Source organism: Exiguobacterium sp. K1, from assembly GCF_033721435.1.
In the GTDB taxonomy this organism is placed as follows: domain Bacteria; phylum Bacillota; class Bacilli; order Exiguobacteriales; family Exiguobacteriaceae; genus Exiguobacterium_A; species Exiguobacterium_A artemiae.
The window spans coordinates 868,371-887,390 of record NZ_JAOTIT010000001.1 but is presented as its reverse complement, the minus strand read 5'-3'; the positions used below and the strand labels follow the sequence as shown (position 1 = coordinate 887,390).

General features: G+C 48.6%; 22 protein-coding genes. 16 read left to right on the top strand and 6 right to left on the bottom strand.

Annotated features, from left to right (window positions below):
* Positions 1-108 precede the first annotated feature (108 nt).
* On the top strand, positions 109-1,815 hold the full coding sequence (locus N7U64_RS04575; RefSeq protein ID WP_318928676.1) for a methyl-accepting chemotaxis protein: 1,707 nt from the start codon (positions 109-111) through the stop codon (positions 1,813-1,815).
* A gap of 89 nt (positions 1,816-1,904) precedes the next feature.
* Here the strand turns inward: N7U64_RS04575 and N7U64_RS04570 are convergent, their stop codons facing one another.
* Complete coding sequence (locus tag N7U64_RS04570; RefSeq protein ID WP_318928675.1) at positions 1,905-3,095, bottom strand: MFS transporter; 1,191 nt, start codon at positions 3,093-3,095, stop codon at positions 1,905-1,907.
* 20 nt (positions 3,096-3,115) lie between these two features.
* Here N7U64_RS04570 and N7U64_RS04565 point away from each other — a divergent pair, with 20 nt between their 5' ends.
* From N7U64_RS04565 to N7U64_RS04515, 11 genes are all read left to right on the top strand, one after another.
* Positions 3,116-4,111: a LysR family transcriptional regulator gene (locus tag N7U64_RS04565; RefSeq protein ID WP_318928674.1), complete on the top strand. Its 996-nt coding sequence runs from the start codon at positions 3,116-3,118 to the stop codon at positions 4,109-4,111.
* Between the two features lie 645 nt (positions 4,112-4,756).
* Positions 4,757-5,332 (top strand): GNAT family N-acetyltransferase, encoded by a 576-nt coding sequence (locus N7U64_RS04560; protein ID WP_318928673.1) that lies wholly within the window; start codon positions 4,757-4,759, stop codon positions 5,330-5,332.
* A gap of 10 nt (positions 5,333-5,342) precedes the next feature.
* Positions 5,343-5,537, top strand: a complete 195-nt coding sequence (locus tag N7U64_RS04555) for a hypothetical protein (RefSeq protein ID WP_318928672.1) — start codon at positions 5,343-5,345, stop codon at positions 5,535-5,537.
* Between the two features lie 12 nt (positions 5,538-5,549).
* A complete protein-coding gene (locus tag N7U64_RS04550) occupies positions 5,550-5,834 on the top strand; it encodes a hypothetical protein (RefSeq protein ID WP_318928671.1) in 285 nt (94 codons plus the stop codon).
* Between the two features lie 85 nt (positions 5,835-5,919).
* Entirely contained in the window at positions 5,920-6,234 is a 315-nt protein-coding gene (locus N7U64_RS04545; protein ID WP_114595904.1) for an ArsR/SmtB family transcription factor, read from the top strand.
* A gap of 73 nt (positions 6,235-6,307) precedes the next feature.
* Positions 6,308-7,612: an arsenic transporter gene (locus N7U64_RS04540; RefSeq protein WP_318928670.1), complete on the top strand. Its 1,305-nt coding sequence runs from the start codon at positions 6,308-6,310 to the stop codon at positions 7,610-7,612.
* A gap of 16 nt (positions 7,613-7,628) precedes the next feature.
* Positions 7,629-9,290, top strand: coding sequence for an FAD-dependent oxidoreductase (locus tag N7U64_RS04535; protein ID WP_318928669.1), 1,662 nt, complete (start codon positions 7,629-7,631; stop codon positions 9,288-9,290).
* Between the two features lie 198 nt (positions 9,291-9,488).
* The gene (locus N7U64_RS04530) at positions 9,489-10,952 is read left to right on the top strand and encodes a SulP family inorganic anion transporter (RefSeq protein ID WP_318928668.1); all 1,464 of its coding nucleotides are present in this window, start codon (positions 9,489-9,491) and stop codon (positions 10,950-10,952) included.
* A 17-nt stretch (positions 10,953-10,969) separates the two neighbouring features.
* Entirely contained in the window at positions 10,970-11,389 is a 420-nt protein-coding gene (locus tag N7U64_RS04525) for a universal stress protein (RefSeq protein ID WP_318928667.1), read from the top strand.
* A gap of 87 nt (positions 11,390-11,476) precedes the next feature.
* Entirely contained in the window at positions 11,477-11,980 is a 504-nt protein-coding gene (locus N7U64_RS04520; RefSeq protein ID WP_131504093.1) for a YusW family protein, read from the top strand.
* 90 nt (positions 11,981-12,070) lie between these two features.
* Positions 12,071-12,490, top strand: coding sequence for a GNAT family N-acetyltransferase (locus N7U64_RS04515; RefSeq protein WP_318928666.1), 420 nt, complete (start codon positions 12,071-12,073; stop codon positions 12,488-12,490).
* 4 nt (positions 12,491-12,494) lie between these two features.
* Here N7U64_RS04515 and N7U64_RS04510 read toward each other — a convergent pair whose 3' ends face one another.
* Positions 12,495-12,971, bottom strand: a complete 477-nt coding sequence (locus N7U64_RS04510; protein WP_114595897.1) for a hypothetical protein — start codon at positions 12,969-12,971, stop codon at positions 12,495-12,497.
* On the bottom strand, positions 12,968-13,177 hold the full coding sequence (locus N7U64_RS04505) for a helix-turn-helix transcriptional regulator (RefSeq protein ID WP_014970328.1): 210 nt from the start codon (positions 13,175-13,177) through the stop codon (positions 12,968-12,970). The genes N7U64_RS04510 and N7U64_RS04505 overlap by 4 nt, the downstream gene beginning before the upstream one ends.
* Positions 13,178-13,395: 218 nt before the next feature.
* On the opposite strand from N7U64_RS04505, the gene N7U64_RS04500 reads away from it, so the two are divergent.
* The 4 genes from N7U64_RS04500 to N7U64_RS04485 all read left to right on the top strand — a co-directional run bounded on the left by N7U64_RS04500 (position 13,396) and on the right by N7U64_RS04485 (position 15,892).
* A complete protein-coding gene (locus tag N7U64_RS04500; protein ID WP_012370320.1) occupies positions 13,396-13,572 on the top strand; it encodes a hypothetical protein in 177 nt (58 codons plus the stop codon).
* Between the two features lie 114 nt (positions 13,573-13,686).
* Positions 13,687-14,757, top strand: a complete 1,071-nt coding sequence (locus N7U64_RS04495; RefSeq protein WP_318928808.1) for a flavin monoamine oxidase family protein — start codon at positions 13,687-13,689, stop codon at positions 14,755-14,757.
* Between the two features lie 32 nt (positions 14,758-14,789).
* Positions 14,790-15,302: an NUDIX hydrolase gene (locus N7U64_RS04490; protein ID WP_318928665.1), complete on the top strand. Its 513-nt coding sequence runs from the start codon at positions 14,790-14,792 to the stop codon at positions 15,300-15,302.
* Positions 15,287-15,892, top strand: a complete 606-nt coding sequence (locus tag N7U64_RS04485; RefSeq protein ID WP_318928664.1) for an HAD-IA family hydrolase — start codon at positions 15,287-15,289, stop codon at positions 15,890-15,892. The genes N7U64_RS04490 and N7U64_RS04485 overlap by 16 nt, the downstream gene beginning before the upstream one ends.
* A gap of 73 nt (positions 15,893-15,965) precedes the next feature.
* On the opposite strand, the gene N7U64_RS04480 is transcribed toward N7U64_RS04485, so the two are convergent.
* The 3 genes from N7U64_RS04480 to N7U64_RS04470 form a co-directional block, all read right to left on the bottom strand.
* Positions 15,966-17,150, bottom strand: a complete 1,185-nt coding sequence (locus N7U64_RS04480; protein ID WP_318928663.1) for an MFS transporter — start codon at positions 17,148-17,150, stop codon at positions 15,966-15,968.
* Positions 17,151-17,182: 32 nt separating this feature from the next.
* Entirely contained in the window at positions 17,183-17,761 is a 579-nt protein-coding gene (locus tag N7U64_RS04475; RefSeq protein WP_012370324.1) for a TetR/AcrR family transcriptional regulator, read from the bottom strand.
* Positions 17,762-17,866: 105 nt separating this feature from the next.
* On the bottom strand, positions 17,867-18,919 hold the full coding sequence (locus N7U64_RS04470) for a hypothetical protein (protein ID WP_318928662.1): 1,053 nt from the start codon (positions 18,917-18,919) through the stop codon (positions 17,867-17,869).
* Positions 18,920-19,020: the final 101 nt, after the last annotated feature.

Below are 19,020 nucleotides of genomic sequence, written 5' to 3'. Positions count from 1 at the left end.
ACCTGTCGTAAACCAGGGCTTAGTACAACACATCCGGAATATGAAAAATGAGAAAAGACTGAATCATTTGTGGAACTGACCGATAAACAGGTGGGAGGGGTCTACATAATGAAAAATTTATCTGTACGGAAAAAGATTCAACTGTTGATTGCGACAGCGATCGTCGCAATGATTTTATTAGCCAGTGCGGGACTCTATTTTTTAAATCAGATGTCGAATGCCTCGCAGGCGATGTACGAAGAAAACTTGATTCCGGTTCAGGAAGTGGCACAAATCCGGATTGATACCCGGGCGCTTGATTCGTTTCTCGTTGAGATGATGTTGACGAAAGATCCGGCTCGTATCGAAGAACTGGGTGCGCAAATCGACCAACGGCAAGCGCAAATCCGTTCTTCCCTCAACAAATTCGAGCGGACCGCGGTGCCGACGAAACAATCGGAAAAACAAGTCGAGAATTTGAAGGACAGTGTCCTCGCTTACGATAACGGTTTAAGTACGATTCAGGATTTGATCACACAAGACAGTAAAGAAGAAGGGTACCGCGTCTATTCAGAGAGTTTGGAGAAAACACGGGATGAAGTCGCAAATACGGCCAAAAGTTTAATGCTGTCGATGACGAAACAGTCAAAAGACATCAATGCGTTGAACCAGCAGGAAAAGCAAACCGCGTTTTATATCATGCTCGGGATTTTCCTGCTCGCCTTGCTGTTATTTGCTACACTCGCGCTCTACATTACGCGTCTGATTACACAGCCGATCCGCTCGCTCCAAGGATGGATGAAGCAGTCGGGTGAAGGCGATTTAACCGTTCGTGGCGATTACGTCTCAAAAGATGAACTCGGTCAATTGACGACGTCGTTTAATACAATGACGGAACAGCTCCACCATGTCATCATCGAGATGACGGATACGTCGAAACACGTTGCGACAGCATCGGACGAATTAAGTACGAATGCGGAAGCGACGACAAAAGCGACGGAAATGGTTGCCGTGACGATGGAAGAAATCGCGAGCGGTGCCAGCCAGCAATTGAATCAGGTATCCGGTGCATCACGGACCGTCCAGGACTTAACGTCCGGTGTCAGTCAGGTCGCGGGAAATGCCCAACAGATGACGGACGCGACCGGTGACGCGATGGACAAAGTCACGCACGGCGGTCAGGTCGTCCGTCAGCTCGGTCAACAGATGGAACGGATCAACACCGACTTTACGGAACTCGGTCAAGTGATTGTCGGACTTGGAAACCGCTCGCAGGAGATCGGACAAATCACCGATTCGATCACGGGAATTGCGGCGCAGACGAACCTGCTCGCGCTGAACGCGGCAATCGAAGCAGCCCGGGCCGGTGAACAGGGACGCGGATTTGCTGTCGTCGCTGCCGAAGTCAAGACGCTCGCAGAACAATCAGCACTTGCCGCGAAACAAATCGAGAGTTTGATTCAAGTCATTCAACAGGAAACGGAACAGTCCGTCGTTTCGATGGAAAAAGTGACGATGGAAATGACGAACGGTATTCAGGTTGCCGGTGAAGCGAGTGCCTCATTCCAGGCAATTGAACGTTCAATCAGTGACGTGACAGGACAAGTCGAGGAAGTGTCCGGTGCCGTGCAGGAAATGGCCGCCGGCAGTGAACAGATTGCAGCCGTCATGCGTGAAATTCAAGGCGTGACGGAAAGTACGGCCGCCGGAACGGAAAACATCTCAGCTTCGACGGAAGAACAGATGGCATCGATGCAGGAAATCTCGTCAGCGTCACAATCACTGGCGACGATGGCGGAAGATTTGAAACGATTATCAAGTCGTTTTCATGTCTAAGTCGTATCTGTTCATCTGACTAAAAAACAAACGGTCTGAATTCTTTTCGACAGAATTCAGACCGCTTTTTTTTAAAAGAAGAGTCAAACTCACTTCTCTGCATAGAATGGTTCTGCTGTTTGCTGCGTCTCTACCGACTTCGACAGCTTGTTGTCGACGAGAATGACAACGACTGAAACGGCGAGCGCAAAAGCACCAATCCATGGCAAATAATGCAACAAGCTGTTTTTGACAGCAATTCCGCCGACTCCGGCACCTGCTGCCATCCCGATTTGTCCGAACGCGCTATGCAGACTTAACACAATACTAGCTGCTGAAGGCGCAAGCGTAATCAGCCGGAATTGAATCGGTGTTCCGGAAGACCAGGCTGCCAGTGCCCAAAAAACAAGTAAAACGTAGAACAGGGAAGCCGATTGTCCGATGAACGGGAACAGGAATAAGACCAGTGCATGAAGCAACATGCTTCCAGCCAGCGTACGGAACGATCCCCACTTGTCGGTCCCGAATCCGCCTAATTTCGAACCGATGGCACTTGCGATTCCGAATAGAAACAGAGCCGTCGTCACTCCCTGGTTACTCATCTGAAAGACATCCAAGAAATACGGAGAGATATAGGTGAATACGACGGAATACGAACCCAGCCAAAGGAACGTGATGAGCAGATAGGCAGAAATCCGCGGTTGCATGAAAAATTTAAATTGTTCACGCAACGGCACCGGTTCTTCAGCCTGGGTTTTCGGAATCATGACCAGTGCCAATCCGGTAAGCAGTAATCCAATCAGACCAAGAACGACGAAAATGGCATTCCACTCGTAATGGGTGGCGACGACTCGTCCGATCGGAACGCCGGCGACTAAAGCTGTACTATTCCCCATGACGACCGTGGCAATCGCACCCCCTTGTTTTCCGGGGGCTGCCAAGACGGCTGCAAGTGTCAACAGTGTCACTTGAATGACTCCTGCGCAAAGGGCGGAAAGGATTCGTGCGCCCATCAGCATATCGTATCCTGATAAGAAGGCAATCCCCACATTAACGATAGAGAAGATCGTCAACGCATAGACGAGCAGTTTCTTTCTTTCCAATCGTGCCGTCATCGCGATCAGGAAAGGAGTTCCTGCTCCGAAAGCGATCGAAAAGACGGTAATGAGTTGTCCGGCGGAAGAAACGGAAATATGACTCGTATCCGCGATTTTATCTAAAATACCGGCAATGACATATTCAGATGTGCCATTCAAAAAGCTGATTGCCGCTAATAAATAAATTTTCCATATGTTTGACATGATACTCGACACCTCGGTTTATGACTTCTGTATTTACAAATCTGTGTTTGATTGAAATACTCACTCATAGTACAGTAGCTATACTTATTAATAAAATGCATATTCGTCATAGGGGGCATATCAAAAACGTTATGAACAGGTCACAAATCGAACTCATCATCCAAATTGCCGAGACAGGAAGCTTTACCAAAGCAGGAGAACACGTGCACATGACACAACCCGCGGTCAGTCGGACTGTCGCTTCGGTTGAAGCGCAGCTAGGAACCAAGCTGATTAAAAGAGATAAGAAGAACGGATTGTTTTTTACGGAAGTCGGCGAACAGGTCCTAGTGATTCTTCGAAAAATCATGAGTGAATTTCATAAGGTAGATGAATTGGTAGCAGCTGAACGCGGATTAGAAATCGGAACGGTTCATGCAGGTGTCTACCGGACCGCTTATACACGGTTTCTGCCTAAGATCATTCGGGCGATGGAGGAACAGTATCCGGGACTGGAGATTAAGCTGTGGGAAGGCACAATCGATCAGATTAAAAAATGGCTACGGACAGAATGCGTGGATGTGGGGATCATCACTTCGACAGATCAAGAATTCGATACGATTGCCCTTGCAGTGGATCAACTGATTGTCCTTTTGCCGGAAAATCATCCATTGGCTGTTCAACAAACTGTCAGTATTCTTGATTTAAAAGAGCAATCCATCTTGATGGGCAAGGATGGTGTCGAAAAGCACATCTACAGTCTATTCGAAGAACATGATCTGATTCCGAAAGTCAGATTTGAAATGGAACAGCTCGAGACGGGAATCAGTATGGTTCAGGAAGGATTAGGGGTGACCATAACGACGAAACAAAGCGTCGGAACGTTACCCGATCAGGTTGTTATGCGTGAGCTCACGCCGAAGACATTTCGTAATATCCAATTGGCCGTGCGGAACAAAAAAGATACTTCAAAGGCGATGGATGCTTTTATTCAAACAGCGCTCATGCTCTCTCGTCCAAACAAACCGGAAACATGATAGAGCTTTGATACTTTCAAAAAAGTCATCCATTCTTTCAAAACAGGTATCCAAAACGGACACCTGTTTTTTGATGGAAAAAGCAGGGATTTTGAGGGGGAAACCGTAATAAACAAAAGAGTAGTACAGAAGCGGAACGTAACATGGATCCACGTTGACGACGGTGCCATACAGGAAAGACGGATACAACCATCTAATCCTGTACAAAGGAGATGGAATCCTTGGAATGAATCAAGTATGTCGTTTTTAGTCTGATTGTGATTCCAGTTGTATTAATCGGCGTATGGAAAACAGGAATACAACGCACGGTGGCGTTTACAGCGGCGGGCGTGTTGTGTCTGTTGTTCGGCTTTTTTAATGAATCAGCCGGATGAGGAAGACATCAAAGTGCAGATTCAGGAAAACGCGGCAGCCGTCAAACCGTGTTTCGCGAAGGAATTTCCGGGTGAAAAGGGGACGATCTCGACCGTCCTCTTTCCAAAAAAGGATACCAGCATATCAATCCTTACGTCATCACGGCCGTCTTTCAAAACGAACCGGATGCTGCATATGAATTCAAGCACTTAAAGCATGACTAGGATACAAGTGTTAAACAGTTAAGTATCAGTACATAGCTTACAAATTTAAATACTGGAGGAATTCCCTATGTCTGTTCCAATACTAAAAACTGCACGGCTGCAACTGATTGAAGTCACAGACGAACACGCTCCGGCCCTCTTCCACATCCTGTCGAACGAGGACGTCACCCGCTTTTACGGGATGAATCCGCTTCAGAAGCAAGCCGATGCCTTGAACATCATCGGTTCGTTTAAACACACCTTTGCCAGCCGGCAAGGTATCCGTTGGGGGATGGTCACCCGTGACAGCGGAACGTTCATCGGCACCATCGGACTGAATCATCTCAGTCTGTACAGTAAAAAGGCGGAAATCGGCTTTGAACTTGATCCTGCGCACTGGCGGCGCGGTTATGCAACAGAAGCGATTGAAGCTGTTTTAGAATATGCATTTGAGATACTTGAGCTGTACCGGATGGGGGCGGTGACCTTTGTAGAAAATGAAGCATCGGTCCAACTGTTGATGCGAATCGGTTTTGAAGAAGAAGGGATGTTACGCGGCTATCTGTTCCAAGGCGGAACATCGCATGACGGACGGATCTTCTCCTTATTAAAGCCGGACTATCACGTGAACCGGCAAGAACGTAAACAGGCAAATCAGATATGAACATCACCGGATGGACCATGTCAGCATCAACGTCTTGGATCTTGCAGAGGTCACACGCTTTTTCGTCAGTCTGGGTTTCGTCGTCAAAGGTGAATGGGAGGCGTCCGGAACGCAACTCGAACAGTTTGGAGAAACATACCGCCTTTGTTATGTCCGGAGACCGGAGGGGATTTTACTGGAACTGGCTGAAACGATTCCAAAATAAAGGAGGGATTGGATGTTTCGTAATCCCAAAGGCAGCACCCGAGTCTGGCTCAATGATCTTGGTGTTTGCTTATTCGTCCTGATCGGTCTGACGCTTGCGACGCACCCCGTCGTCATCACGGCATCGGGACGGTTGATGTACGATGAATCAATCTGGCTGAGTACAACGGAAATGAACAAATTCATCAAGTTTTACTTCACCGTCTTTTTTGTCTACTTTTTGACAATCAATCAACTGTATCCGCGTTTTGTCCGACGCCAGCCAAAAAAAGAATTGCATAACAAAAAGGTTATATAATAAAGTGGTTATATATAAATCGTCCGTCTGCAACTGTCGACTGACGATTTTCTTATTGTTTACTCTAAAAAAAGGAGGCCTTCCCATGACTCTAACCGTGACACCGGTCGATGAGATGAGTCAGTTCCTGAAATTGCTTAGTGACGGAACACGTCTTGAAATCCTGCGTCGTTTGGCAGTTCGGGAACATTGTGTCTGTGATTTTGTTGAACTGTTTGCGATTTCACAACCGGCCGTGAGCCGGCATTTGAAATTGTTACGGCAGGCGCATTTGATTTTGGAACGTCGTGAACGGCAGTGGACGTATTTTCGTCTCAATCCGGATCATCCCCGGTATGCGTTGCTGCTGACCATCTTAACGACAACTCCTTTACCGGATGTTCAACGGAAACCGTGTTAAATCAGAAATAAAGCGATTTCGAACATAACAGATTAGTTATGTACAGAAAAAGAAAAATTAACAGAGAAATGAAGTGAACGCATTGACCGGCACACATCTACTTGCGATCGGAATTTTTCTGATCACGTTATTCTTAATCATCAAACAACCAAAAGGTCTCGGCATCGGCTACTCCGCCATGGGGATGGCATTGATTGCCTTACTGACCGGCGTTGTGAACCTGGATGATGTCTCGACGGTCTGGGGTATCATCTGGAACGCGACGTTTACCTTCATCGCCTTGATCATCATCTCATTGATTTTAGATGAAATCGGCTTCTTCGAATGGGCCGCGCTTCATATGGCACGGATTGCAAAAGGCGGCGGTGTCAAACTGTTTGTGTATCTGACACTGCTTGGTGCCATTGTGGCGGCCTTGTTTGCGAATGACGGTGCAGCGTTGATTTTGACGCCGATCGTCCTCGCAATCGTCCGCTACTTAAAATTACCGGACTATGTCGTCTTGGCGTATGTCTTTGCTTCCGGCTTCATTGCCGACACGGCGAGTCTGCCGTTCGTCGTCTCAAACCTCGTCAATATCGTCTCGGCCGACTTCTTTGACATCGGCTTTACGGAGTATGCTGCACGGATGGTGTTCGTCAACGTCTTTTCCGTCATCGGCAGTCTGCTTGTGTTGTATTTGTATTTCCGCAAAAGTATTCCGAAGACCTATGATGTGACGCAACTCGTCGCGCCGAGCACGGCAATCAAGGATCAGCGGATGTTCAAGTTATCGTGGCTCGTGCTTGTTCTGCTTGTTATCGGTTACTTCACGAGTGACTTGATCGGGATTCCGGTCAGTTTGGTTGCCGGTGTCATCGCCTTGTTCTTTTTACTGATGGCAAGGCGCTCCCCGAACATTCGGACGAAAAAAGTCATCGCCGGTGCTCCGTGGGCAATCGTCTTCTTTTCACTTGGGATGTATATCGTTGTTTATGGTCTGCAAAATGCCGGACTGACGAAATTACTGGCACTCGGTATCGATGGGTTTGCGACGACGCTTGCCGGCGCGACGTTCGGGATGGGCTTCCTCGCTGCGTTATTATCCTCCGTCATGAACAATATGCCGACCGTGATGATTGATGCTTTGGCGATTGAACATAGCCAGGCGACAGGTGTGATTCGGGAGGCCTTGATTTATGCCAATGTCATCGGATCCGATTTAGGTCCGAAGATTACCCCGATTGGCAGTCTTGCGACCTTACTCTGGTTGCACGTCTTACGTTCGAAAGGTGTCAAAATCGGTTGGGGGCAATACTTTAAAATCGGGGCAGTCCTGACGATTCCGACGCTTGCGATTACATTGCTTGGGTTATATATCAGCTTACTGCTTTATTAACGAGGAGGAATTTCAGATGAAATTGTTAATCATCGGCTCTGTTGCGGCAGGGACATCGGTTGGTGCAAAAGCGCGCCGGAACAATGAAGACTTACAGATTACAATCTACGATCGCGACCAGGATATCTCCTATTCCGGCTGCGGGATTCCATACTTCGTCGGCGGTGAAATTGCCGACATCGACGAATTGACACCACGCGATGCGGCATTCTTCAAAAAACGTTATAACATCGACATTCATACCCGACATGAAGTCGAATCGATTGATCATGCAAGGAAAACGGCGACCATCGTGAATCTCGTGACCGGTGACAAGTTTATCGATACGTACGATACGCTGGTCCTTGCGACCGGTGCGTCAAGCATCATTCCGCCCTTACCGGGTGTTGACCATGACAACGTCTTTACGGTTCGTAATGTCCGGAATGCTGATGCGATTCGCTCGTACATCGAACAGCATGATCCAAAAACGGCAACGATTGTCGGCGGCGGCTTCATCGGTCTTGAGATGGCCGAGCAGTTGACATACCGCGGAATTCAGGTGACGCTCGTCGAACGTCTGCCGCAAGTCATGCCGCCGCTTGACCGTGATATGGCGGAGCGGGTTGCTGATCATTTAAAAGACAAAGGTGTTGAATTGTTGCTCGGTGAATCGGTGACGGCATTCAACGGGACGGAGCGTGTAACGGAAGTGGCGCTCGAGAGCGGCAAGTCGATTGCAACAGATCTCGTCATCCTGTCGGTCGGAGTGAAACCGAATACCAAACTCGCGCAACAGATTGGTGTTGAGATGGGTCAGACGGGTGCGATTGCCGTCAACCGGAAGATGCAGACGAATCTGACGGATGTGTATGCTGTCGGCGACGTCGCGGAAAGTTTCTCTGTCATTACCGGAGAAGCGATTTATCGTCCGCTCGGCTCGACCGCCAATAAGATGGGGCGGATTGCCGGGATGGTCATCACCGGGGAAGAAGCGGAACACCGAGGGATTCTTGGAACTGGCATCTTCAAAGCGTTTGATCTGACGGTCGCGCAGACCGGTTTGACGGAAAAAGAAGCGCGGGAAGCCGGATACGACATCGAAGTCCTTCACAACATCAAACCGGATCGCCCAGAATACATGGGTGGGAAAGAAATGACGATCAAGGCGATTGCCGATCGGGCAACAGGACGAGTTCTCGGCGCACAAATCGTTGGTCCGCAAGGGGTCGATAAACGGATTGATGTCCTGGCGACGACGATTACGTTCAAGGCAAAAGCAGAAGATCTGTTCCATCTTGATCTCGCTTATGCGCCGCCGTTCGCGACGACCAAGGATCCGGTCCTCTATACCGGGATGGCCCTCGACAATGCGATTAAAAAAACGGCCCGTTTGATGACGCCAAATGAATTGATTGAACAAGTCACGGGCGGCAAGTCGTTCCAAATCATCGATACGCGCTCCAAAACCCAGTTTGAGAAAAGTTGTGTGGACGGGGCGATTCACATCCCGCTCGGTGAACTGCGGACACGGGCGAAAGAACTTGATCCAACTCTACCAACGATTGTGTATTGCAACAAAGGTGTGACCGGAAACGCGGCACAAAACGTGCTCAAGAACCTTGGGTTTACGGATGTCTGTAACTTATCCGGCGGCAACAAAAATTACCAACACTGCAAGAAATGTCTGGCGGACTGACGCAACTAAATAAGATACGCGAAAAGGAGTTCATCGATTCGGATGAACTCCTTTTTCATACGGTTAAGTTGATTATTGCAAAATAAATCAGACCAAAAGTGTTCCTTTTTGAAACTAATGGTGCTAGACTGTGGATATTCAAAACAGGACAGGATGTTGAGAAAGAAACAGTTCTCAACAGAAAGGTGGAAGAAATAAATGAAAATGAGTCTACGAGAACAGTGGTTCTCAAATATCAGAGGTGATGTGTTGGCAGGCATCGTCGTCGCCCTGGCGTTAATTCCGGAGGCGATTGCCTTTTCGATCATCGCCGGAGTCGATCCGATGGTCGGATTATACGCTTCGTTTTGTATCGCTGTCATCATTGCCTTTGTTGGTGGCCGGCCGGGGATGATTTCAGCAGCGACCGGTGCGATGGCCCTGTTGATGGTTCCGCTCGTCAAGGAGCACGGACTCGATTATCTGCTTGCTGCAACGATCTTAACCGGAGTCATTCAAATTCTCTTTGGGGTCTTCAAGATTGCACGGGTCATGAAATTCATTCCGCGTGCCGTCATGATCGGGTTCGTCAATGCACTGGCGATTCTGATTTTTATGGCCCAAGTCCCGCATTTCATCGGGATTTCCACGATGACGTACGTCTTCGTCGCCATTACGCTGACAATTGTCTATCTGTTACCGCGTTTTCTTAAAACGATTCCGGCACCGCTGATCGCGATCATCGTGCTGACGATTGCCGCCATTTATTTAAACGTCGATTTACGGACGGTCGGTGATCTCGGAACGATTCAACGGTCATTACCGTCGTTTTTCTTACCGGACGTCCCGTTGAACATCGAGACGATTCAAATCATTTTCCCGTACTCACTGGCACTCGCGATTGTCGGTTTGCTGGAATCATTGCTGACGGCGACGATCGTCGACGATATGACGGGCACGGAAAGCGAAAAAAACAAGGAAGCCCGCGGGCAGGGGATTGCGAACTTCATCACCGGTTTCTTCGGCGGAATGGCGGGTTGCGCGATGATCGGTCAATCGGTCATCAACGTCAAGTCAGGAGGACGTGGGCGGCTGTCGACACTTATCGCCGGGCTGTTCCTGATGTTTTTGATCATCGTCCTCGGAAACTGGGTCGTTCAAATTCCGATGCCGGTTCTTGTCGGAATCATGATCATGGTCTCAATTGGCACGTTTGACTGGTCGTCGTTTACGTATCTCCGTAAAGCTCCGAAAGCCGATGCCTTCGTGATGCTCGCGACAGTCAGCATCGTCGTTGCCACACATGATCTGTCAATCGGCGTCATGGCAGGTGTCGTGTTAAGTGCCCTGTTCTTTGTCGCCAAAGTCTCGAAAATCAAGATCAAGCAACAGATAACGTCCGGAAAAACGGTATATACCGTCAAAGGTCCGTTATTCTTCGCGTCGGTTGATCATTTCATCGCTTCGTTTGATTATGAGGGGACGAACCAACAAATCCGGATTGATTTCAGCAGCACCCAAATTTGGGATGATTCGGCCGTCGGAGCGATTGACAAGGTGATGCTCCGCTTGATGGCGAATCAAAACAAAGTCGAACTGATCGGATTGAATCCGGAAAGTAAGAAACTGATTGATCGGTTGGCGGTTCATCAGGATCCGATCCCGAAAATTTCCACACATTGAGTTAAGGGGGAACGGTTATGTATCAACATATCTTATTAGCCGTCGACGGTTCGGACCATTCCGTCCGGGCGGCGGAAGAAGCAATTAAGATTGCCCAGCTCAGTCCGGACAGTCAGGTGGAAGTCGTTTTCGTCGCCGATTTTGGAAAAATTAAAGACGATGTCCTGCATACGGAAGGAACGGCGGGGCTTGAAGTGGCTCGCAGAAAAAGACTGGCACCGGTCGAAGAAAAGCTCGAAGCAGCGGATGTCTCCTATTACGTGACGATTCTTCGCGGTGAGCCGGGTCCGACAATTGTGGATCACGCCAATCAAAAGCAGGTCGATTTAACGATTATCGGCAGCCGGGGGTTAAACAGTCTGCAGGAGATGATGCTCGGTAGTGTCAGTCATAAGATTGCCAAACGCGTCAAATGTCCGGTTTTGATTGTGAAGTGACGAGTGAATCTTTTTCTGAAATCGCACATTAAAATGATTTATGTGTCTTGACCCGGGGGATAGTCAAAAAAAGAGGGGGTCATTCTAATGAAGAAGACATATTTGGTACCGGTTCTTGGTCTTGCCCTGTTTGCCGCAGGATGCGGCAATTCGGACAATCAGGAAACGGAAAAAGTCGAGGAAACGACAACGACAAATGATAATTCGATGACGGATGACAGCACGATGAACGACGATACGTCAGGGACACAAGATCAGGATACAGTGACGGACAATGCCGACAAAGATTACGGATTCGTCAGTCTGTCAGTCGAGGCAGATACTTCGGACATGATGGACGCCGTCGACATTAGTTATGACCGTGATAACGACGGGACGGAAGCCGATTACAAGATGAACGGTGAGCAGGCGCAAGGCAATGAAGCGATGAAGACGCTGGATGCCAAGCTCGACGAACTGAACCTTGATGCCGATACGTCAAATGATGACGCGATTGCTCAAGTCGAGAAAGTCTTTGGCATCAATGACGCGACCCGTCTTGAAGTCGAGATCGAGTTTGCCGATGGTACAGAAAAAGAATTTAAGAAGTAAAAAAAAGAGGTGCCAAGCGGCGCCTCTTTTTCTTTTCTCTCCATGATATGATGAGAACGTATTGTAAAATATTTCAATCGGGGGTTTTGAATGATGGAAATTACAAGCGGTACGACGGAAGATGGGCAATGGATCCGGGAGCAACTGATTGCTTATAACCGACAACACGTTCCGGCAACGCTCTTTATGGAAACGGAACCATATTGCTTTTTGGCATGGGATGAAGACGAGCAACTCCTCGGCGGTGTTACGGCAAGTTATGTGTGGAATCATCTGCAGGTGCACTTTTTATGGGTCGACCCGGAAAACCGAATCGGCGGTACCGGAAAACAGCTGATGGCAAAAATCGAATCAATTGCCGAAGAAAAATCATGCAGTAAGATCTTGCTTGATACGTTCAGCTTTCAGGCACCGGGCTTTTATGAAAAACTCGGATTCGAGGAATACGGTCGTCTGCCCGATCATCCGGCGGAAGGACAGACCCAGTACTTTTTCGTAAAGCATTTATGAGTGTTTAGCGTTGGTAATGATAGACCCAGGCCGCCATATAGGAAAGCGTTCCTGCTGTTAAGACGAGCGCAATGGCGTAAAATGAAAAGTTTGGAAAAATCGACATCAGCGGAACATCAAATAAAAAGCAAATCATTAGAGCGGGTAAAGTAATTAAAAAAGTCACATAGGCGGCGCGTGTTGCCTTTCCTGTGATCACTTCTTCCCGTTCATCTTGATCAGAAAACTCTGTAGTCGACGACGACCACTTGGAAAAAGAACTCTTCTTATCTGTTCGCATCCAGTAGCCGGTGACCGAAAGACCAATTGCGACCAGTATGACAGGAAGAATAATGGAAAGGTCCAGTGTCAGATTGAAGCCGGTTCCTTTGACCGGATCATTTTGAAAAACATTTAGTTGATCGTGAATAGAACTAATGAAAACAGCTGCCAGAAAATACATACAAATGTTTAAACACGATTGAATGATGACACGTTTCATTCCGATTCCTCCTCCAAGTAGAAAATCGATTCGACCGGACGCTCGAACACCCGTGCAATCTGCATCGCAAGCAACAGAGATGGGGTGTAACTGCCTTTTTCAAGCGAAATGATGGTTTGACGCGTAACACCGATCATCTGAGCAAATTGTTCCTGCGTCCATCCGTTGCTGCTCCGCAACGATTTAACCCGGTTCGTCAGCTTCATCACAGTTTCTCCTTCATTAGTTAGTACTTAAATTGTAAAGTATGTTTTACATTTTGTAAAGTTCTTTTTACATTTGAATAAAAAACAGACTGTTACTTTTTTGAGACTCTTTATCAAAAATCATCGAACCTCTTGAATTATCGGAATATTCAACCGATAAACGGGTAACTTAAACAAAACGATGACGGTTGGCTTAAAGAGAGAAAGGAGGCGCCGACATGATGCCGGAATTGTTACCTGACGAGCGTGAACTCGAGCGAAGGATTCGAATCGTCCATTTGCTACGTAAACTCGGGAAATCCGACGAAGCCATCGCCAAATCATTATATGTTTCCACCGAATGGGTCCAGTCGATCTTTGATGAAGACGACTGGCAACATATGCAATCATCCTAAGGAACGACGAACAGAGTGTCGGATGACGCTCTGTTTTTTTGTTTGCTTATGTTAAAGAGTAGGCGGTCGAATTGTTTTTCGGTACACTGAGAAGGAAATCACTGGAAAGAAGGGATCAACATACCACGAATCGCTGTCGTCGGTGCCGGTCTGACCGGCTTGTACACCGCTTCGCGTCTGCAGGAAAGGGGAGATGAGGTCACGATTTTTGAAGCACGTGACCGGATCGGCGGCCGGGTCCTGACGAAAACGGTGACGCTTAAAGATCAGTCCTATGCGTTTGATCTCGGACCAACCTGGTATTGGCCGGAAACAGAACGTTTGATGACGACGCTGATTGAGAGTCTGCAACTGCCGGTCCTTGTTCAGGCGATCGAAGGGACGATGATGCTCGAACGGTCACCGGGGCAAGTCGAACAACACCGGTTACCGGACGGTCAAACGGTTTTATCGCACAGACTGGTAAACGGAATGCACAGCGTGACGGAGGCGCTGGCGGAACGGCTGCATCCCGGAACGATTCAACTGGCGCACCGTGTGACGGCGATTGAGGCAACGGATCAGGTTGAACTGACGATGGAGCAGAGTGGGAGCCGAATCCGGCAAACGTTTGATCACGTTATCGTGACACTCCCGCCGCGACTCAACGGACTGATCCAATGGCGTCCCGCTTTACCAGAATCCGTGCACGATCAACTGAGGACAACACCAACCTGGATGGCCGGGCAAGCGAAGGTGGTCGCCGTGTACGATACCCCATTTTGGCGGCAAAGCGGTCGATCCGGTTTCGCCATCAGCTGGTCCGGTGTGCTGCAGGAAATCCATGATGCGTCACCGCCGACCGGCCCCGGAGCCCTATTCGGATTTTTCCGCCTGAAGGCAACGGAGCGTGCAACGCTTGGAGAAACAGCAGTAAAGCGGCAGGTCATCGAACAGTTGATCCGTTTATTCGGAGAGGAAGCCGGTCATCCGATTGCCGTTTTGTATCAGGATTGGGCAAATGAACCGGAGACGGCAGCGAAAGCAGATGCTGAACCGTTAATCGATTTTCCCGTCTACCGACCGATTCGACTGGAAAGTGCATTGCAGAACAAGGTCACGCTGCTTGGAACGGAAAGTGATCCGACGTTTGGCGGCCATTTAGAAGGGACGTTACAATCGGTCGAGCGGTGGTTAACAACGTAGTGGTTAACAACGTATATGAGGGAGAATGAATCATGAATACAAACGAACCCACGTTTCACCGGGCATTCGGTACATACGGCATCTATTATAATGAAGGAAAATTGCTCGTCATTCATAAGCAGGGCGGACCGTACACGTACCGGTACGATTTGCCGGGCGGGAGTCTGGAAGATTTCGAGACGTTGCCGGACGCGCTGGACCGTGAATTCCAAGAGGAAACCGGGCTGACGGTCCGTTCCAAACAGTTGCTTGGAACGTTTGAATTTTTCCTTCAGACCGACTGGCACCGGGCGTCGCATCTGCATCATATCGGCGTATTTTTCCGCGTGTTAGAAGCAGTTGGGGAACGGTCTGTACCAAAGACATTTGACGGGCAGGATTCGACCGGTTCGTCCTGGGTCAGCCGGACAGACGTCGAAGCGTCGAACGCGTCACCGCTTGTCTTAAAAGCCTTCGACTATTTGAAAAATCCGGAAACGGATAAACTGACCCGAGTACAGGACTGGATTGTCCGGCAGGAGGCGATTCCATGTACCGGCATGTGATTTGGGATTTTGACGGGACGCTGTTTGATACCTATCCGGTCATGGCTAATGTCTTGCAGGAGACGTTACGCAGTCAGGGACAGAATGTTGCGATTGAGTCGATTTTGGAAGCGATGAAAATCTCGGCGAAAACGGCCTATGAAAAGTATGGCCTTGATGCGGAGACGATTTCACGGTTTAAAGAACAAAAAGCACAAACAGAACTTAAAGCGGCTCAACCGTTTAAAGAAATACCGCAGCTTTGCCGCTCCATTCAAAAACACGACGGACATAACTACATCCTGACGCATCGCGGAGCATCGACGTTTAAACTGTTACAGGCGAACGGATTGACAGGGATCTTCCGGGATGTAGTGACGGCGGAGCGGGGATTTGCCCGAAAGCCGGATCCGGCCGCAATTCAGTATCTGATGAAACACTATCAGATGGAACCAGCTGAAACCATCATGATTGGTGACCGAGAACTTGACGTACTATCGGGACATCAAGCTGGAATTGACTCCTGCCTGGTTGCGGACATGCCGGCGGATCAAACTGTCGCAACGTATGTTGTATCCGATATGAAAGATTTGGCTAAATTGATTTTTTGATAATCACAAATCAAAAAAAGGCCCGAACGGACACGAATTCTTTTAAGAATACGTAACACGTGCGGGCCTTTTGTCATGATGTTTTTTCTTCAGCCGTCAGATCAGCCGGCTGTTGTTCCCGCCAGACGAACGTCAGGGCGATGCCGATGGCAAGCATGACGGTCGCGAAATAAAACGGATAGTTGAGATCGACGTCAAACAGGATCCCACCGATGATTGGTCCGAGAATATTTCCGATACTCGTAAACATCGAGTTCATTCCGCCGACGAAACCTTGTTCGTTTCCGGCAATCTTCGACAGATACGTCGTGACGGCAGGGCGCATCAAGTCAAAGCCGACGAAGACGACCATCGTCACGAGAATAATCGCAAGGTAACTCGTCACATAGGTCATGACGAGGACGAGCAATGTCGAACCGATCAGGCTGTAGCGGATCAGACGAATCTCACCGAACCAGCGCGTCAGGCGTTCAAACAAGCCGACCTGGACGATGACACCGACGATTGCCCCGAGTGAAATCGCGAGCGCGATATCTTTTGCCGTGAAGCCAAACTTCCGGTCGACAAACAGGGCAAACAGTGACTCAAACGACGCGAGTCCGAAAGAAGAAATCAGCAGCACCATAAAAGCGATGAAGTAGAGCGGTGAAAAGACTTTCCGGAAACCGGTCTTCTGCTGGGGAATCGTTGTCTGTTCATAATGCCGTTCCGGTTCGCGTAATGTAAAGACGGACAAGATCATTGCCGTGAGTCCAAATGCGGCGGCAAAGAAAAACGGCATCCGCGTTCCGATGTCGGCCAGGAAACCGCCGATGCCCGGTCCGATGATGAAACCGGTCGAAATCGCCGCCGACATATAGCCGAGGGCTTTTGGACGGGTTTCGTTTGTCGTAATATCCGCGATGAACGCTGTGACGGCCGGCATGATGAAGGCGGCACTGACGCCGCCCAAAATCCGCGACGCAAATAAGACTTCGACCGATTTACCGAGACCAAACAGCAGTTCCGACATGCTGAAGATGAACAGACCGATGATGATCATCGGCTTGCGGCCGTACTTGTCGACGGCCCGGCCGGCGAGCGGAGATAATACAAGCTGGGCAAAGGCGAATGCCGAGACCATGTAACCGACGGTCGAACCGGAAATGTTCAGCTCGTTCATGATGGTCGGCGTGACGGGAATGACAAGACCAATCCCTAGAAAGGCGATAAACAGGTTAAGCAACAGGGTGCCTAAGATCAATTTGTTGTTTTGCATGGTGAATTCCTCTGTTTCTGTAGTTTAAATCATCAGCGGACAAGTCCCCGCCAAAAAATCGGCCAAACGGCGGTGAAACGCCGTTCATACGCGGCGACGCCATTGAACACGAACTCGGTCATCGTCCCTTCCGTCACCGTCAAATAAGCGAGGGCGGCACTGGCATAATCATCCGAATATAAAATCTGTTCCGTCCGATTGCGTTCCCGTAACAAACGCGTCAAATGGCGTTGCATCGTATCAAAAAACGGATTAATCAAATCCGTCACTTCCCGTTCGAGTTTGACGGGAGGAAAATAAGCAATCCGTAAAATGAATTTCAGCTGATCATTTTGGGTGCTTTCCTCGAGGAACCAGTCAAAAAAACCTTTCAGACTCTGCTCGAGTGACAGATGACGGGTCGAGATAAAGTACGTGGCGAGATGCGTTTTTTGAGTGTCGAGGGCGTAACGCATCGCCGTCAAAAATAAATCATCTTTTCCGCGGTAATGCGCGTAAATCGAAGGTTTCTTGATGCCGACGTCCTGCGCGATCTCCTGTAAGGACGCTCCTTCATAACCATGCTGGGCAAAGTGCCGCAGGGCCGTTTGTAATAATAATGAAGCTTTCATTTCGTCACCTTCCTAACGGTCGTTAGTTAACAGCCTAACAGATTTAAAACGATTGTCAAACAAAAAAGCCGAAGGTCGCTAGGACCTTCGGCTGCAAACATTTAATTATTTGTTGGCGATACGACCGCGTGAAGCAACACGTGAACCTGTGATGCCGGCGATTGATGTCACGATCATCGTTAAGATGAGAGCGACGAAGCCCCAGATTGAAACTTTAGATGCTGTTTGTGTCGCTTGTTCTGTTTGAACACGAACATCTTCAACTGTTTTCTTGAGATCAGCTGATGTTTCATCAAGTGTTTGTTTTGCGTTTTCGATTTGTTTGCTTGTTTCGCTTGTTGCCTGGTTTAAACCGTCAACGATATTTTTCGTTGCTTTGTCAGCCTCTGCTTGTGAAAGGTCTGTGTTTTGAGCAACGGCTTCAGCGATTTTATCTTCATCGACTGATTTTTGGATTTTTTCTGAACGTGCTGTCAATTTGTCACCGAGATCGCTGACGATTTTGTCGAAGTCTTCCGGTTTTGTTAAAACGTCTTTACCGGCTGCTGTTGCGTCATCTTTGACGGCATCGAGCTGCCCTTGCAAGTAGTTCGGTTGTAATTCCGGAATGTCTGTATCTTTCAGAATCTCATCGACATTTCCTTCAAGTTCTTTTGTATCGACGTTTGAGACATTATCCGTCACTGAGCTGAATCCTTTTGAGACAGCATCTGATGTTGTGCTGGCGATGGCGCCGACACCTTGACCTGCTGCACCACCGACTGTACCAAGCACAGAACCGACTGTTTGGAACGTGTTGATTGTCGTGAATGTCAACAAAGCGAACAAGAGAATGACACTTGTCGACCATGTCAGGAACCCGTGAACGAGTCCGGCACGCGATGATGTCACACCGGAAACGAAGCCGGCGACGAACAATGAGATCAAAAGTGAGAGGATCGCCCAAATGGCTAAGCCGATCCCGACACCGTCAAACGGATTGTTGGATGTGACGTCCGTGACGCCAAAGCCGATCGCAGAACCGATTAAGCTGAATGTAATTAAGAGTGCGAAAAATGATACGACTCCTGCGATGATTGAACTCCAGGAAATGTTACGACCTGCACCATCTGCTTCTGGTCGTAAGTACGACGAGAAACCTTTTCTTGTTTTTTCCATAAAAATCCACTACCTCTCCACTTACGATTTTAGAACATCACTTAACTTCAAGAAGCTTTGTTTTAAACTGTTTTAACTTGAGATGTTGATGTGCATAGCTC